Below are 14,120 nucleotides of genomic sequence, written 5' to 3'. Positions count from 1 at the left end.
GGGGGGGGGGGGGGGGGGGGGGGGGGGGGGGGGGGGGGGGGGGGGGGGGGGGGGGGGTCGGGGGGCGGGGCCAGGGGGGGGGCGGGGGGGGGACCTCGCGGGGGGGGGGGGGGGGGGGTTTTCCCCCCCCCCCCCCCCCTCTGTGGTTCGGGCCCTGCCCCGCGTCGGCTAGGCCACCGTGTAGGTGAACTCGTACGGGACGGAGGCGTCGCCCTTGCGGTACGTGAACGAGCCGGAGCCCGACAGCCCGGCCAGCTCGCCCGTCGCGGAGCCCGGGACCACCTCGAACGTGCACCGGGTGCCGGCGGCGTCGAACGTGCCGCGCTGCTCCATGACGAACGTGCCCTTGAGGCCGTCGACGGTGCCCGACAGCAGCTCCATGCCGGTGTAGGAGCCGCAGCCCTCTTCGATGTACGTGAACGTGTAGCCGGCGTTGGTCGCCGCGGCCTCGATGCCGCCCGCGAAGGAGTTGACGACCGTGGAGCGGGCGAGCCGCGGGGTGGAGTCGGCCGAACCGATCGACTGCTCCTCCCAGTCGGCGAACGTGAAACGGCCGGTGGTACGAGCGGTGGTACGGGCGGACATGGGCGGACCTCCTGGTTCACGGCCGGGCGGGCTCGGTCCCTCCGGCGTGAGAACAGCCTGTCGGGGATACCTGACATCCTCTGTCAGGTATCCCCGACACAATGTCCCCATGCGCGCCGACCGGCTCCTCTCCCTGCTCCTCCTGCTGCAGAACCGCGGCGGGATGACCGCACCCGAACTGGCCGCCGAGCTCGAGGTGTCGGTCCGCACCGTCTACCGGGACGTCGAAGCCCTCGGCGCCTCCGGCGTCCCCGTCCACGCCGACCGCGGACCCGCCGGCGGCTACCGGCTCATGGACGGATACCGCACCCGACTCACCGGCCTCACCGACGCCCAGGCCGGCTCCCTCTTCCTCGCCGGTGCGCCCGGCCCCGCGCAGGAGCTGGGCCTCGGCGCCGATCTGGCCGCCGCCCAGCTCAAGCTCCAGGCCGCGCTGCCCGCCGCACTCGCCGAACGGGCCCGCCGGCTCCAGGACCGCTTCCACCTGGACGCCCCGGCCTGGTTCCGCGACGCCGACCCCGTCCCGCACCTCGCGCAGATCGCCCAGGCGGTCTGGGACCAGCGCGTACTGCTCACGCACTACCGCCGCTGGAGCGGCGAGGAGCGGGCCGGGCGCCCGCTGCACCCCCTCGGCCTCGTCCTCAAGGGCGGCATCTGGTACCTGGTGGCGCAGGCCGCCGACGGGCGCGTCCGCAGCTACCGGGTCTCGCGGTTCCTCGCCGTGGACACCACGGAGGAGGGTTTCGAGCGTCCGGCGGGCTTCGAACTCGCCGCGTACTGGGCGGAGTCCGCCCGCCGGATGGAGGAGGCGACCCGGCAGGGGACCGCCCGGCTGCTGCTGTCCCCGCGCGGCCGCCGGCTGCTGCCGATGCAGTTCGGCGCCGCCGGTGTACGGGCGCTGGCCGGCGCCGTCCCGGCCGACCCCGCAGACCCGGACGGCTGGGTCCGCGTCGACCTCGACGTCGAATCCCCGGCCGTCGCCGTCGGCGACCTGCTCAGGCTCGGCACCGAGGCCGAGGTCCTCGGCCCGCCGGAGCTCCGCCAGGCCCTGGCGGCCACCGTCGCCGCCCTCGCCGAGCGGTACGGCTGACGGCGCCAGCACGGGCACGGAAAGATCCGGACGTCGTCGTGTCCGTCGAGAGCGGAGAGCGCATCGGGCGAGACTGCGTCAGGCGCGATCCGGCAGGGACGGCCCGGGCGCCGGGCAGTGTTCCCAGCGGATCTCGCCGTCCTCGCGGTGGGGGGTCGGGGTCAAGCCGCAGGCCGCGGCGACCGCCGCCGAGGCGTGGTGGTCCGGGTGGATGTGGGCGCTCAGGCGCCCGACGGGAAGGTCCACCAGCCACGCGGTGACGGCGCGGGCCGCCTCGGTCGCGAAGCCGCGGCCCTGCCAGGGGGTTCCGATCACCCAGGCCAGTTCGGCCGTGTCCCGCCCGGGCGTGACGGTGGCCTGGACGGTCCCCACGAGCGGCTCGTCCCCGCGCAGCCCCAGTACCCAGTTGCACCACACGACCGCGGGGTCGGGAGACCCGGCCGCCAGCCGGGCGTAGCGTTCGCGCAGCGCATCGGCCGCGAGCGGGGCACCGCCGATGAACTCGTGCAGTGCGGGATCGCCCAGTACGCGGGCCATCTCCGCGGCGTGCTCGACGCGCAGGGGGAGCAGGTCCAGCCGGCTCGTGGTGAGTGGACCGGCCCGGACGGTACGGTTCGGCGGCCGCCGGACCTTTGTTGCCGCGCCCGGGCGGGTTACGCCGTCCACGGCGAGGCAGATCCCGAAGACCCGGTCGTGGCCGGCCCAGCCGTTGACACGGCCCCGGTTGTTGCTGATCTGCACGCGCCGCCGCGCGGCGTCCACGGCCGAGACCAGGTGCAGGTACACCGTCCCGGCGACCCGGGCCAGGACGATGTCGCCGGGTTCGACGAGCGCCGGGTCGACCGGGGCGACCCGGACCCGCCCACGGCTGTGGATCAGCGGCACCATCGAGTCGCCGGTCGGCCGGAACTCCACGGTCTCGCCCCGGCTGATGCGGTCCGCCAACGCGTCGAGCATGCCCATCGGGCGAGTGTGCCTGCCGTGACGGGGTACGGGACACCGCTTTTCTCGGGCGCGGTACGCGCCGTGCCGGTCAGCGCGGGGGTTCGACCTCCAGGAAGCGGCGGCGGCGCGGGCCCCGGTAGAGCAGGCAGCCCCAGCCCAGGGGCTCCAGCGCGGCCGCGCAGGCCGTCAGGCGTTCCTGCTCCGCCGCGGCCGCGCCGCCGCCCGGCGGGCCGACCCAGGTCACCTCGACCCGCCCGTCCCCGGACTCCGGCGGGCCGGGCGCGACCCGGTACCCCGTCCGCGTCCGCCGGCCCTCCGCGTCCACCGCCGAGGGCGTGATGCCCGCCGCCTCCAGTACGAGGGCCACCGCGCGCGGCATCTGCCGCAGCTCCCACGGCGCGGGAACCGCCGTCCCCGCCGGGCCGTTCACCAGGCGGCGGATCTGCAGCAGGCCCTCGAACGCCGTACGGACGCCGGCCTCCCGCGCTGCCGTGGCAGGCCGTTCCGGTCCGTCGCCGGTCGCGGGCTCGAAGCCCTGCCCGGATGCCGTCATGACCCACCGCCCTCCCTCGGTCTGAGTACCCCACACCCAACGACCTGAGTATCCGCCCCGATTCCCCGAGGCCCCGCCGCTGATCGAATAGGGGCATGACCTTCGACGCCACCGCCGCCCGCACCGCGCCCCGCCCGCGCCGCATGCAGCACGTGACCACCGCCGGTTCCGCCCTGGCCGTGGCCCTGGTCCCGCTCGTGGTCGGCGTCCTGGTGGCCAAGGGCATGGCCGCCGACCCGCACACCCCCGTCAACGCCCTCATCACCAACGGCGGCCAGCGGGCGGGCCTGCCCCGGGCCGAGTGGCGTCGGCGCGGCCACGCCACGATGCGCCGACTGCGCACCGCCCGCCGGGACACGGCGCGCCACTGCGCCGCGCTCCGCACCCGCCGCCGCCCCGCCGCCGTCTCCCGGGACCGCGTCGCCTGACGCTCCGCCGGTCGGCTAGACGACGGGGGCGAGCGGCTCCTGGAGTTCCGTGACCCACTGGTCCCGGTCCTCCGGGCAGGCGAGGGTCAGCTCACGCGCGTACCCCGCCGAGCGGTGGCCGTTGGCGTCGATCCACCGGGCAAGGGCCTGGGCGGTGGGCAGGACGCGGTCCATCGAGCCGCGGTGCACCACGGTCGCGGCCCGCTCGACTCCCGGCAGTTCGACCACGCGGACCGCGCCCCCGAGGTCCTCGGCGCGGACCGCGGCCCCCACCGGCAGTCCGGCGTGGACGAGGACGGCCCCGGCTTCCGTCCCCGGCGCGTCCTCGTAGTACGCGGTCCCCGGGCCGGTCGGGACCACCCCGGCGGCCTCGATCCGGCGGCAGAGCTCCTCGTACAGCGGGCCGATGACCGGCCCGATGTCCTCCGGCTGGTAGCTCCCCGCGACCCCGGTCAGTTCGACGAGCCGGACGGGCGGGAGGCTTTTCACGACGATGTCGACGCTGGACATGGATCCCTCGCTCTCGATGGTCCGGAGCCTCGCCTCGACCTGCGTCAGCCGGGCCGCCGCTGCGGCCATGGCCGACTCCAGTTCCGCCCGGCGCAGCCGCAGCATGCCGCGCAGCTCCTCCGCGCCCACCCGTTCGTCGAGGATCGCCCCCACCTGGTCCAGGCTGAAGCCGAGCTCCTTGAGCGCGATGACACGGTTGAGGCGGGCGAGCTGCTCGGCCTCGTAGTAGCGGTAGCTGCTGGCGGGGTCGACACGCGCCGGGCGCAGCAGCCCGATGGCGTCGTAGTGACGCAGCATGCGGACCGATACCCGGCCGTGTTTGGCGAAGTCTCCGATGGTGAACATGACGCCTTCCAGTGCAGGCCCTGACACGGGGGGAGGGTCAAGTCCTGAGCGACAACTGCTGGTCAGCGGCCATACTGCCGGATGCACAGGTCCACGATCGACGGGGGTACGGCGCCCTCGGCGGCCGCGCACAGCTCGTCCGGCCGGGGCAGCGCGGCCCCCTGCCGCGGGCCGTGCGGCGGTGCGGGCTGGGGCGGGTGCGCCCGGCGCGGCGCAGCCGGCGGCTTCGCGCTGCGCGCGGCGGGCGGCCGGGCGGGCCTGGCCGGCGGACGCTCCGGGTCCGGCTCCTGGTCCGACCCAGGGAGCCGCCCCAGCGGCAGGGGCCGGGAGTCCGGGACGGGCGGCGGCAGGCCGGGACCAGCGGTCGGGGGCGACGCATCGGCCGGATCCCGCGCGTCCAGCGGCGCAGAGGTGCCGGGCGCCGGGGCCGGATCCGCGTCCGAAGCGATGGAGACGCAGCCGCTGCTCGCGAGCAGCGCGACGAGGGACAGGGGCAGGGCCCGGCGTAACTGCATCCGACCACCATGCCGTACCGCACGGCCGGCCGGCCCCCGCGCTCACGCGTCCGGGTGACGAGGCCCGGAAGCCCGCCCGGCTGCCGAAACGATTGCCCCGACCAGGAATTTCCGTAGTCTGCCGGAGGACGGGAACGACAGTGCGACCGCCGGGGAGGCGCGACCCCCGGGTGCGCCGTGCTGCCTGCCCTCACATCCCGACGGACCGTACGGAGTACCGATCCATGACCGCAGCCGACGCGCCCGGCGACCCCGCACCGACTCCCGACCCGCCCCCGCCCCCATCCCCATCCCCATCCCCGCCCCCACCCACCTCGCACCCCGCGCCCTGGAAGGGCTGGGCGGCCGTCCTCGCCGTGGCGCTCGCGATCTTCTGCCTGATCACCTCCGAACTGCTGCCCGTCGGCCTGCTCACCCCCGTCGGGGACGCCCTCGGGGTCTCCGACGGCACCGCCGGGCTGATGGTGACCGTGCCCGGGCTCGTCGCCGGACTCTGCGCCCCGCTCGTCACCGTCGGCGCCGGCCGGCTCGACCGGCGGCTCGTGCTGTGCGTGCTGATCGCCCTGATGGCGGCCGCCAACCTCGCCGCCGCCCTCGCCCCGGGCTTCGCCGTGCTGCTGGCCGCGCGCCTGCTCGTCGGGGTCGGCGTCGGCGGCTTCTGGGCGCTGGCGGGCGGACTCGCCGTACGGCTCGTCCCGGAGCGCCACGTCGGGCGGGCGACCGCGCTCGTCTTCGGCGGCGTCCCCACCGCATCCGTGCTCGGCGTACCCGCCGGCACGCTGCTCGGCGAACTCGGCGGCTGGCGGGCCGCCTTCGGCGCGGTCGGCGTCCTCGGCCTCCTCGCGCTGGCCGCGCTGCTCCTGCTGCTGCCCCCGCTGCCGCCGACCCGGGACGTCACCTTCCGCGAACTCCCCGCCCTGCTGCGCGGGAACCGCGGGGTCCGGGCCGGGGTGATCGTCACCTTCCTGGTGGTGACCGGGCAGTTCGCCGCCTACACCTTCGTACGGCCCGTCCTGCAGGACGTGTCCGGCATCGACGCCGCGTACGTGAGCACCCTGCTCCTCGGCTACGGGGTGGCCGGCGTCGCGGGCAACTTCCTGGCCGGGGCGCGCGATGCGTACCGTGCGGTCCTCGTGATCAGCACCGCGCTGACCGTGGTCCTCGGGCTGATCGCCAGCCTGCCGGGAGCGGCCGCCGGGACTGCGCTGCTGCTCGCCTGGGGGCTCGCGTACGGGGGTGTCTCCGTGAGCCTGCAGAGCTGGATGATCAAGGCGGCGCCGGGCGCGGCCGAGGCCGCCACCTCGCTGATGGTGGCCATGTTCAACCTGGCCATCGCGGCGGGCGCCCTGGCGGGCGGGTTCGCGGTCGACGGGATCGGCGCCGCGGCGGCCCCGCTCACCGGGGCCGCGCTGATGCTCGTCGCCGCGGTCACGGTCAGCCTCACCGTGACGGTCCGGATGCCGAGGGCTACCGCGGCCGACGGGTAGACCGGACGGATGGGGCAGTTCGGACAGCCGGCTTGACCCGGGCCATCCCGGGAGGAAAGAGTGCGCCGATCAAGCACTCAAGAACCACCGCATGAGCTGCACTTCGGAGACGTCTCACATGTTCACACCGATCCGCGAGCCCGGCCCGATCGGCAAGACACCCCCTACGGGCAGGGTCCTGGTCGCGCGGCGGCGCAGGGCCTGACCGGCCGGGTGGGGGCCGACACCGCACCGCCGCGCCGGTCCCCACCCATGCCGGGAGACAACCGTGTCCCACCATCCCGATGAGAGCGGAACCCTCTCCGAGGACCGCCGGCTCGTACCCCCGTACGTCGCCCCCTCCGAGCGGCCGTACCGGGCGACGACGCCCGCCTGGCCGCACACCGGACCCGTTCCCGTCTCCTTCCACGCGCCCGAGGGGCGGCGCGGGGACGACCCCGAGCGGGCGGCCGAGGCCGCCGGCGCTGCCGATGCCCGCGCCGCCCGGCGGGACCGCGGCAGCCCGCTCCCGCTGGCGGTCCTCGCCCTGCTCGCCCTCGGGGCGGCCGGCGGGCTGGTGCTCCTGCTGAGCGGCCCCGATCCGCGGCCCGAGCGGGCCGTGACGCCGCCGGAGTTGTCCGTTCCGATGCTCCCGGCGCGCAGCCCCGGCGCAGGGGACGACCCCTCGCCCACGGGGTCCGTACGAGCCTCCGCGCCCCCGGCGGCCGCATCGGCGTCGGCCGGTCCCTCGACGAGCCGGACGCCGAAGACGACGCCCCCGCCGAGCGCCTCGGCCGGGCAGCAGTCGGCGGGGCCTTCCGGGACGCTGCGGATGGGCGACCGCGGGCCCGAGGTGAGCGCCCTGCAGGAGCGGCTCTACGCGCAGGGGTTCACGTACGTGGACGTCAACGGCGTCTACGACAGCCAGACCAAGCGTGGGGTCGCCCAGCTCCAGCGCGACCGGGACATCAAGGGAGACCAGCCGGGCGTCTACGGCCCGGCCACCCGGGCGGCCTTCGGGGGCTGAGCCGCCGGGGCGGCGGGCGGGTCAGGCTAGCACCGCAATATCGGCTGGACCAGCAAAAATGCCGGGCCGCAGAGTGGACTCCGTCGTCACATCCGAGGAGTTGCGCACATGTCGACCCTGCGAGTCACCGCCGAAGAACTGACCGTCCACGAGCATCCGAACGCCGACGCGCTGGAGCTGGCCCAGGTGGGCCTCTACCGCGCCGTCGTCGCCAAGGGCGCCTACCGCACCGGTGAGTTCGCCGTCTACATACCCGAACAGGCCGTGCTGCCCGCCGAGCTGATCGAGGAGCTCGGCCTGACCGGCCGCCTCGCCGGCGGCTCCGCCGACCGGGTCAAGGCGGTGCGGCTGCGCGGCGAGCTCTCGCAGGGTCTGGTGTGCCGGCCGCGCGCGCTGGCCGACGTGGACCTGGCGCGGGCGGCCGACGAGGGTACGGACTTCGCCGAGCTGCTCGGGATCACGAAATGGGCGCCGCCCGTCCCGACGACCATGAACGGCGACGTGGAGGCCGCGCCCGAACTGCTGCCCTGGGTGGACATCGAGAACCTCCAGCGCTACCCGCACCTCTTCGAGCCCGGCGAGCCGGTCGTCCTCACCGAGAAACTGCACGGCACGGCCTGCCTGTTGACGTACGTCGTCGAGGGCGGCCGGGTGCTGGTCTCCTCCAAGGGCTTCGGGTCCAAGGGGCTGGCGCTCAAGGAGGAGGACCGCAACCTCTACTGGCGGGCCGTACGGGGTCACGGCGTCGCCGAGGTCGCGGCGAAGCTGGCCGCCCGGCTGGGCGCGACCCGGATCGGCGTCTTCGGCGAGGTGTACGGCGCGGGCGTCCAGGACCTCGCGTACGGGACCGACGCGCGCACGGCCGCCACGGGGCCGGGGTACGCCGTCTTCGACGTGTCCGCCGAGATCGACGGGCAGGTGCACTGGCTGGATGCGCACGAGCTGCTCGCGGACGGCGAACTGCCCCTCGTACCACGGCTGTTCGAGGGCCCGTACGAGCTCGACACGGTGCTGGAGCTGGCCACCGGCCGGGAGACGGTGTCCGGCCGGGCCGCGCACCTGCGCGAGGGCGTCGTGATCCGCCCGGCGACGGAACGCTACAGCCCGGTGGTCGGCGGCCGCGCCATCGCCAAGGCGGTCAGCCCGGCCTACCTGACCCGCAAGGGAGGCACGGAGTACGAGTGACCCCGGCGCGTGCAGCAGGGCCCGGTTAACCTGGCCCGATGCCCGAACCGGACGAGCTCTCCCGTGCCCTCGACACCCCCGCGGACCGGCCGCTGCGCGCGTTGCCGCCCGGCGTGGCGGCGTTGCTGCGCGCGCTGGCCGCGCCACCCCGGCTGGCGGCGCATCTGCGGCTCGTGCACGACGTGGCGGGCCAACTCGCCGACTGGCTGGCGGCGTACTGCCCGGGCCTGCCCTTCGCCCGCGAAGCCGTGCTGTTCGGTGCGGCCACGCACGACGTGGGCAAGGCCGTGCACACCGCCGAGCTCAGCGGGCCCGGCTCCGCGCACGAGGCCGCCGGGCGGGAACTGCTCCTCGCGCACGGGTTCACCGAGGACCAGGCGCGCTTCGCCGCCACCCATGCCGCCTGGGCGGCGCCCGGCATCAGCGTCGAGGAGCTGCTGGTGAGCACCGCCGACAAGGTGTGGAAGGGCAAGCGCGTGCCCGAACTGGAGGACCTCCTGGTCGGCCGGATCGCGGAGGCCGCGGGCACCGAGCCGTGGGCTGTGTTCCTCGATCTGGACGAGTTGCTCGGCCGGATCGCCGACGGCGCCGACCGGCGGCTGGCCTTCCAGGCCGCCTTTCCGGTCTGACCTGTCTGGCCGCTCACGCCGGAGGCGGCGGTGATGCGCGGCTTCGGGTTGCGTCGAGCGGGAGCGGAGGGCCGGGGCCCACCCCCGCCGAGCACGTGGACCCGGTCGCGCGCGCCACGCCGTCTGGCTCAGCCCCGGTCGGCCGCCGGTGTGCCGCGGATCTCGAGGGCCGTGCGCCAGCCCGGCGGTTCCGTCCGCGGCTTCGGGGGCGTGCGGCGGCCGCCCGTGGCGAAGAAGGCCGACAGCGGGAGGGTCGCCGCCCCGACCGTGACCGCATCCGGGCCCAGCGAGCCCAGGTCGATGGTGACGCGGTCGGCGGGATGGCGCAGGGAGTACCGGGTCGCGTGCTCCCGTACGGCGGGCAGGATGTGCGGGCCCAGCAGCAGGCCCGCCCAGCCGCCGATCAGGATGCGCTCCGGCCGGAACAGGTTGACGACGTCCGACAGGCCCGCGCCGAGGTACTCCGCGGTCTCCTCCAGGACCTCCACGGCCACCGGATCCGCCGCGACCGCCGCCGCCAGCAGGGCCGACAGGGCCTCCTCCTCGTCCAGCGCGTCGCCGGCGCCCCCGCCCCGCTCCGCCCAGCGCGCCAGCAGGGACTCGGCCCCCGTGTACGCCTCGAGGCAGCCCAGCGCCCCGCACCGGCAGCGCCGCCCCCGTACCGACACCGTGAGGTGACCCCACTCCAGCGGGGTGCCCTCCGTCGTGCCCCCGTCGGGTGAGCCGTCCGTGATCAGGCTGGCGCCCACGCCCGAGCCGAACAGGACCACGACGGCCTCCCGGGCCCCGCGCCCCGCCCCGAACCACATCTCCGCCTGGCCGAGCGTGCGCGCGCCGTTGTCGATGATGTACGGCACCTCGTCCGGCAGGGCCCCGGTGGCGCGCAGCAGCGCCTCCAGCGGCACCGCGTCCCAGCCGATGGTCTGCCCGTGCACGACCGCTCCGCCCGGCGCCTCGCGGTCCACGATGCCGGGGACGCCGACGCCCACGCCCAGCAGCCGCTCGGTCCCGACCCCCGCCTCGGCGAGGACGGCGGCGATCCCGGTCCGGACGTGGTCCACGATCGGGCCGACGTCGTAGCAGCCGCGCGGCTGCAACGGGAGCTCGGCCCGGGCCAGTTCGGTGAGGGCCAGGTCGAACAGCTCGACGCGCACCCGGGTTTCGCCGACGTCGACCCCGATCATGTGGGCGCTGCCGGGAGCCACCCGCAGCAGCGTGCGGGGCCGGCCGCCGTCCGAGTCGACGATGCCGGCCTCCTCCAGGAGTCCGTCCGCGACGAGTTCGCCGACCACGTTGCTGACGGAACCGGAGCTCAGCCCGGTTGCGGGCCCGAGTTCCTGCCGGCTCATCGGCCCGCCGAAGTACAGCCGCTGGAGCACGGCGCTGCGGTTGCCGCGCCGCAGGTCCCGCACCGTACGGCCGCCACGCCCTGTGGTCATCTGGCTCCTTCCGTCCTGCCGTCCGCCCTGTCGTCGCTCGCAACATACCCGTGCGGGACCCCTTGACGCGACCCTTTCACGAGGCTTAACTCACGTCCTGAATTAAGGCCTTGACGCCGTGGGCGCCCTCGAAGCGCCCGAGCCGAGACCATCCGCCGGCCTTCCCCCGACCCTGCCGAAAGGGGCCGATCCGCCATGCGCAGAACCCGAGCCGCCGCTGCCGCCGTCACCACCTGCCTGCTCGCCGCCACGGCCACCGCCTGCGGCGGCGGCACCGCGGACAACGGCGGCGGCTCCAACACCGCCCCCAAGGAGCTCACCTACTGGGCCTCCAACCAGGGCCCCGACCTCGCGGCGGACCAGGCGGCCCTTGCCCCGGAGCTGAAGAAGTTCGAGGAGCAGACCGGCATCAAGGTCAAGCTCGAAGTCGTCCCCTGGTCCGACCTGCTCAACCGGATCCTCGCCGCCACCGCCTCCGGCCAGGGCCCCGACGTCCTCAACATCGGCAACACCTGGTCCGCCTCCCTCCAGGCCACCGGAGCCCTGCTCCCGTGGGACGCGAAGAACTTCGAGGCGATCGGCGGCAGGGACCGCTTCGTGGAGTCGGCCATCGGCTCGGCGGGCGCCGCCGGCCAGGACCCGGCCGCCGTCCCGCTCTACTCGATGTCGTACGCGCTCTACTACAACAAGAAGATGTTCCAGGAGGCGGGCATAGCGAAGCCCCCGGCCACCTGGGACGAGATGGTCACGATCGGCCGGAGCCTGTCCAAGGACGGCAAGTGGGCGCTCGGCGCCGAAGGGGGCAACCTCGCGAACAACATCCACCAGGCCTTCGTCCTCGCCAAGCAGCACGGCGCGGACTTCTTCGACGCGGCCGGCGCCCCCACCTTCGACTCCCCGGGCGCCGTCGACGCCGTCAAGCAGTACGTCGACCTGATGGCCAAGGACAAGATCATCGCGCCGGGCAACGCCGAGTACGCACAGAACCAGTCCCTCCAGGACTTCGCGAGCGGCAAGACCGCGATGGTCCTGTGGCAGAGCGCCGCCTCCTCCTTCAAGAGCCACGGCATGAAGGACGGCGACTGGGGCGTCGCCCCCGTACCGGTGCCGGCCGGCGGCGTGCCCGGCGGCGGCCGCAACACAAACTCGATGGTCGCCGGCATCAACCTGGCCGTCTTCAAGAACACCGACAACACCGACGGCTCCCTCAAGTTCGTGAAGTTCATGACCAGCGACGAGGAACAGAAGATCCTCAACAAGACGTACGGCTCCATCCCGCCGGTCAAGGCCGCCCAGAGCGATCCCGCGTTCGCCACCGAGGACCTCACCGTGCTCCGCACCACCCTCGGCACCAGCGCCGCCCCGCTCCCGCAGGTCCCGCAGGAGTCCCAGTTCGAGACCGCCGTCGGCACCGCCGTCAAGGAACTCTTCGCCGACGCGGCAGCGGGCCGACCCGTCACCACCGAGTCGGTCAAGGCCAAACTCACCAAGGCCCAACAGCAGATGGCGAGCTGAGCCCCGCCCGATGAGCGCCACGAGCGACACGAGCCACACGAGCCGCATACGCAGCGAGAGCCGCATGAGCCCCAAGACCGCCCGCCTGCGCCGCAGCGCGCTGCCCTACCTCCTGCTCCTGCCCGCCCTGCTCCTCGAACTGCTCATCCACCTCGTCCCCATGGTGATGGGCATCCTGATGAGCTTCCGGCAGCTCACCCAGTTCTTCATCCGCGACTGGTCCCGGGCCCCCTGGACGGGGCTGGCCAACTACGAACTCGCCGTCGACGTCAACCGGCCCGTCGGCGAGGCCCTCCTGCGCTCCTTCCTCACCACCTGCCTGTTCACCCTGCTCTCCGTCGGCCTGTGCTGGCTGCTGGGCACCGCGGCGGCGGTGTTCATGCAGGAGAACTTCCGCGGCCGCGGCGTCCTGCGCGCCCTGTTCCTCGTCCCGTACGCCCTGCCCGTGTACGCCGCCGTCATCACCTGGGCGTTCATGTTCCAGCGGGACAACGGCCTGGTGAACCACGTCCTCCACGACCAGCTCGGCCTCGGCGGCGCCGAGCACACCTTCTGGCTGCTGGGCGACAACAGCTTCTGGGCGCTGCTGACCGTCTCCGTCTGGAAGGGCTGGCCGTTCGCCTTCCTCATCGTGATGGCCGCCCTGCAGAACGTCCCCGCGGAGCTGTACGAGGCCGCAGCGCTGGACGGAGCCGGCATCTGGCAGCAGATCCGCCGGATCACCCTGCCCTCGGTCGGCGCGGTCAACCAGGTGCTGATCCTGGTGCTGTTCCTGTGGACCTTCAACGACTTCAACACACCGTTCGTGCTGTTCGGCAGATCGGCCCCCGAGGCCGCCGACCTGATCTCCCTCCACATCTACCAATCCAGCTTCGTCACCTGGAACTTCGGCACCGGATCGGCGATGTCCGTCCTCCTGCTGCTCTTCCTGCTGCTGGTCACGGTCGGCTACCTGCTCGCCACGACACGCGGACGGAGGAACGAGCGTGCCTGACCGCCGCCGAACCTCGCCGCTGGCCCCGCCCGCCTCCTTCCGGGTGGTCCGCGCCGTCTTCCTCACCCTGCTCACCGGCTTCGTCCTGCTGCCCGTCTACGTGATGGTCACCAGCTCGCTCAAACCCCTCGAGGACGTCGCGGGCCGCTTCCGCTGGATCCCCACCGGGCTCACCGTCCGCCCCTACATCGACATCTGGCACACCGTCCCGCTCGCCCGGTACTTCGTGAACTCCCTGATCGTGGCGGGCGCGGCCACCGCCGCCTCCGTCGTCATCGCCGTCTTCGCGGCCTACGCGGTCAGCCGCCACCGCTTCCGCGGCAAGCGCCTGTTCACCGTCACCGTGCTCTCCACCCAGATGTTTCCCGGGATCCTCTTCCTCCTCCCGCTGTTCCTGATCTTCGTGAACATCGGCAACGCCACCGGAATCGCCCTCTACGGCTCCCGCGGCGAGCTGATCCTCACGTACCTGACCTTCTCCCTCCCCTTCTCCATCTGGATGCTCATCGGCTACTTCGACTCGGTGCCCCGCGACCTCGACGAGGCGGCCACCGTCGACGGCTGCGGCCCCCTCGGCGCGCTCTTGCGGGTCGTGGTCCCGGCCGCCGTCCCCGGCATCGTCGCCGTCGCCGTGTACGCCTTCATGACCGCCTGGGGAGAGGTGCTCTTCGCCTCCGTCATGACGAACGACACCACCCGCACCCTCGCCGTCGGCCTGCAGGGCTACTCCACGCAGAACGACGTCTACTGGAACCAGATCATGGCCGCCTCGCTCGTCGTCAGCATCCCCGTCGTCGCCGGATTCCTGCTGCTGCAGCGGTACCTGGTGGCCGGCCTCACGGCGGGAGCCGTCAAATGACCCTTTCGGCAGGAGCCGTCAAGTGACCCTTTCCG

General features: G+C 74.0%; 15 protein-coding genes. 9 read left to right on the top strand and 6 right to left on the bottom strand.

Annotated elements, in window-relative coordinates; genetic code table 11:
- Window positions 1–168: 168 nt before the first annotated feature.
- Window positions 169–585, bottom strand: a complete 417-nt coding sequence (locus ACZ49B_RS10890) for a DUF3224 domain-containing protein (protein WP_468303198.1) — start codon at window positions 583–585, stop codon at window positions 169–171.
- Window positions 586–694: 109 nt separating this feature from the next.
- Here ACZ49B_RS10890 and ACZ49B_RS10885 point away from each other — a divergent pair, with 109 nt between their 5' ends.
- Complete coding sequence (locus ACZ49B_RS10885; protein WP_468303195.1) at window positions 695–1,675, top strand: helix-turn-helix transcriptional regulator; 981 nt, start codon at window positions 695–697, stop codon at window positions 1,673–1,675.
- A 78-nt stretch (window positions 1,676–1,753) separates the two neighbouring features.
- On the opposite strand, the gene ACZ49B_RS10880 is transcribed toward ACZ49B_RS10885, so the two are convergent.
- Together ACZ49B_RS10880 and ACZ49B_RS10875 are read right to left on the bottom strand one after the other, a co-directional pair.
- Window positions 1,754–2,251: a GNAT family N-acetyltransferase gene (locus ACZ49B_RS10880; RefSeq protein WP_468303419.1), complete on the bottom strand. Its 498-nt coding sequence runs from the start codon at window positions 2,249–2,251 to the stop codon at window positions 1,754–1,756.
- A 457-nt stretch (window positions 2,252–2,708) separates the two neighbouring features.
- A complete protein-coding gene (locus ACZ49B_RS10875) occupies window positions 2,709–3,173 on the bottom strand; it encodes a hypothetical protein (RefSeq protein WP_468303192.1) in 465 nt (154 codons plus the stop codon).
- A gap of 95 nt (window positions 3,174–3,268) precedes the next feature.
- Between ACZ49B_RS10875 and ACZ49B_RS10870 the strand changes: the two genes are divergently transcribed.
- Complete coding sequence (locus ACZ49B_RS10870) at window positions 3,269–3,601, top strand: hypothetical protein (RefSeq protein ID WP_468303190.1); 333 nt, start codon at window positions 3,269–3,271, stop codon at window positions 3,599–3,601.
- A 15-nt stretch (window positions 3,602–3,616) separates the two neighbouring features.
- On the opposite strand, the gene ACZ49B_RS10865 is transcribed toward ACZ49B_RS10870, so the two are convergent.
- Both ACZ49B_RS10865 and ACZ49B_RS10860 read right to left on the bottom strand, forming a co-directional pair.
- On the bottom strand, window positions 3,617–4,456 hold the full coding sequence (locus tag ACZ49B_RS10865; protein WP_468303187.1) for a MerR family transcriptional regulator: 840 nt from the start codon (window positions 4,454–4,456) through the stop codon (window positions 3,617–3,619).
- Between the two features lie 62 nt (window positions 4,457–4,518).
- Window positions 4,519–4,971: a hypothetical protein gene (locus ACZ49B_RS10860; protein ID WP_468303184.1), complete on the bottom strand. Its 453-nt coding sequence runs from the start codon at window positions 4,969–4,971 to the stop codon at window positions 4,519–4,521.
- A 224-nt stretch (window positions 4,972–5,195) separates the two neighbouring features.
- Here ACZ49B_RS10860 and ACZ49B_RS10855 point away from each other — a divergent pair, with 224 nt between their 5' ends.
- The 4 genes from ACZ49B_RS10855 (at window position 5,196) to ACZ49B_RS10840 (ending at window position 9,278) form a co-directional block, all read left to right on the top strand.
- Window positions 5,196–6,458 (top strand): MFS transporter, encoded by a 1,263-nt coding sequence (locus ACZ49B_RS10855; protein WP_468303181.1) that lies wholly within the window; start codon window positions 5,196–5,198, stop codon window positions 6,456–6,458.
- 268 nt (window positions 6,459–6,726) lie between these two features.
- Window positions 6,727–7,464, top strand: a complete 738-nt coding sequence (locus tag ACZ49B_RS10850) for a peptidoglycan-binding domain-containing protein (protein WP_468303178.1) — start codon at window positions 6,727–6,729, stop codon at window positions 7,462–7,464.
- Between the two features lie 108 nt (window positions 7,465–7,572).
- Window positions 7,573–8,649 carry an RNA ligase (ATP) gene (locus tag ACZ49B_RS10845; protein WP_468303175.1) on the top strand — a complete coding sequence of 359 codons (1,077 nt, stop codon included), beginning with the start codon at window positions 7,573–7,575 and terminating at the stop codon, window positions 8,647–8,649.
- Between the two features lie 38 nt (window positions 8,650–8,687).
- Window positions 8,688–9,278 (top strand): HD domain-containing protein, encoded by a 591-nt coding sequence (locus tag ACZ49B_RS10840; protein ID WP_468303172.1) that lies wholly within the window; start codon window positions 8,688–8,690, stop codon window positions 9,276–9,278.
- 128 nt (window positions 9,279–9,406) lie between these two features.
- Here ACZ49B_RS10840 and ACZ49B_RS10835 read toward each other — a convergent pair whose 3' ends face one another.
- Window positions 9,407–10,717, bottom strand: coding sequence for an ROK family transcriptional regulator (locus ACZ49B_RS10835; RefSeq protein ID WP_468303169.1), 1,311 nt, complete (start codon window positions 10,715–10,717; stop codon window positions 9,407–9,409).
- Window positions 10,718–10,912: 195 nt separating this feature from the next.
- Between ACZ49B_RS10835 and ACZ49B_RS10830 the strand changes: the two genes are divergently transcribed.
- The 3 genes from ACZ49B_RS10830 to ACZ49B_RS10820 all read left to right on the top strand — a co-directional run bounded on the left by ACZ49B_RS10830 (window position 10,913) and on the right by ACZ49B_RS10820 (window position 14,085).
- Window positions 10,913–12,232 (top strand): ABC transporter substrate-binding protein, encoded by a 1,320-nt coding sequence (locus ACZ49B_RS10830; protein WP_468303167.1) that lies wholly within the window; start codon window positions 10,913–10,915, stop codon window positions 12,230–12,232.
- A 64-nt stretch (window positions 12,233–12,296) separates the two neighbouring features.
- On the top strand, window positions 12,297–13,226 hold the full coding sequence (locus ACZ49B_RS10825; protein ID WP_468303416.1) for a carbohydrate ABC transporter permease: 930 nt from the start codon (window positions 12,297–12,299) through the stop codon (window positions 13,224–13,226).
- Window positions 13,219–14,085 (top strand): carbohydrate ABC transporter permease, encoded by an 867-nt coding sequence (locus ACZ49B_RS10820; protein WP_468303165.1) that lies wholly within the window; start codon window positions 13,219–13,221, stop codon window positions 14,083–14,085. The genes ACZ49B_RS10825 and ACZ49B_RS10820 overlap by 8 nt, the downstream gene beginning before the upstream one ends.
- Window positions 14,086–14,120: the final 35 nt, after the last annotated feature.

It is taken from the genome of Streptomyces sp. NPDC031132 (assembly GCF_055570595.1).
The sequence above is the reverse complement of the archived record's forward strand: the minus strand, read 5'-3'. Positions and strand labels throughout refer to the sequence as shown.

What these genes read in the sequence shown, in the direction of transcription:
- ACZ49B_RS10890 (WP_468303198.1), bottom strand. Translation starts at nt 585, where the DNA reads ATGTCCGCCCGTACCACCGCTCGTACCACCGGCCGTTTCACGTTCGCC.
- ACZ49B_RS10885 (WP_468303195.1), top strand. Translation starts at nt 695, where the DNA reads ATGCGCGCCGACCGGCTCCTCTCCCTGCTCCTCCTGCTGCAGAACCGC.
- ACZ49B_RS10875 (WP_468303192.1), bottom strand. Translation starts at nt 3,173, where the DNA reads ATGACGGCATCCGGGCAGGGCTTCGAGCCCGCGACCGGCGACGGACCG.
- ACZ49B_RS10870 (WP_468303190.1), top strand. Translation starts at nt 3,269, where the DNA reads ATGACCTTCGACGCCACCGCCGCCCGCACCGCGCCCCGCCCGCGCCGC.
- ACZ49B_RS10865 (WP_468303187.1), bottom strand. Translation starts at nt 4,456, where the DNA reads ATGTTCACCATCGGAGACTTCGCCAAACACGGCCGGGTATCGGTCCGC.
- ACZ49B_RS10860 (WP_468303184.1), bottom strand. Translation starts at nt 4,971, where the DNA reads ATGCAGTTACGCCGGGCCCTGCCCCTGTCCCTCGTCGCGCTGCTCGCG.
- ACZ49B_RS10855 (WP_468303181.1), top strand. Translation starts at nt 5,196, where the DNA reads ATGACCGCAGCCGACGCGCCCGGCGACCCCGCACCGACTCCCGACCCG.
- ACZ49B_RS10845 (WP_468303175.1), top strand. Translation starts at nt 7,573, where the DNA reads ATGTCGACCCTGCGAGTCACCGCCGAAGAACTGACCGTCCACGAGCAT.
- ACZ49B_RS10840 (WP_468303172.1), top strand. Translation starts at nt 8,688, where the DNA reads ATGCCCGAACCGGACGAGCTCTCCCGTGCCCTCGACACCCCCGCGGAC.
- ACZ49B_RS10835 (WP_468303169.1), bottom strand. Translation starts at nt 10,717, where the DNA reads ATGACCACAGGGCGTGGCGGCCGTACGGTGCGGGACCTGCGGCGCGGC.
- ACZ49B_RS10830 (WP_468303167.1), top strand. Translation starts at nt 10,913, where the DNA reads ATGCGCAGAACCCGAGCCGCCGCTGCCGCCGTCACCACCTGCCTGCTC.
- ACZ49B_RS10825 (WP_468303416.1), top strand. Translation starts at nt 12,297, where the DNA reads ATGAGCCCCAAGACCGCCCGCCTGCGCCGCAGCGCGCTGCCCTACCTC.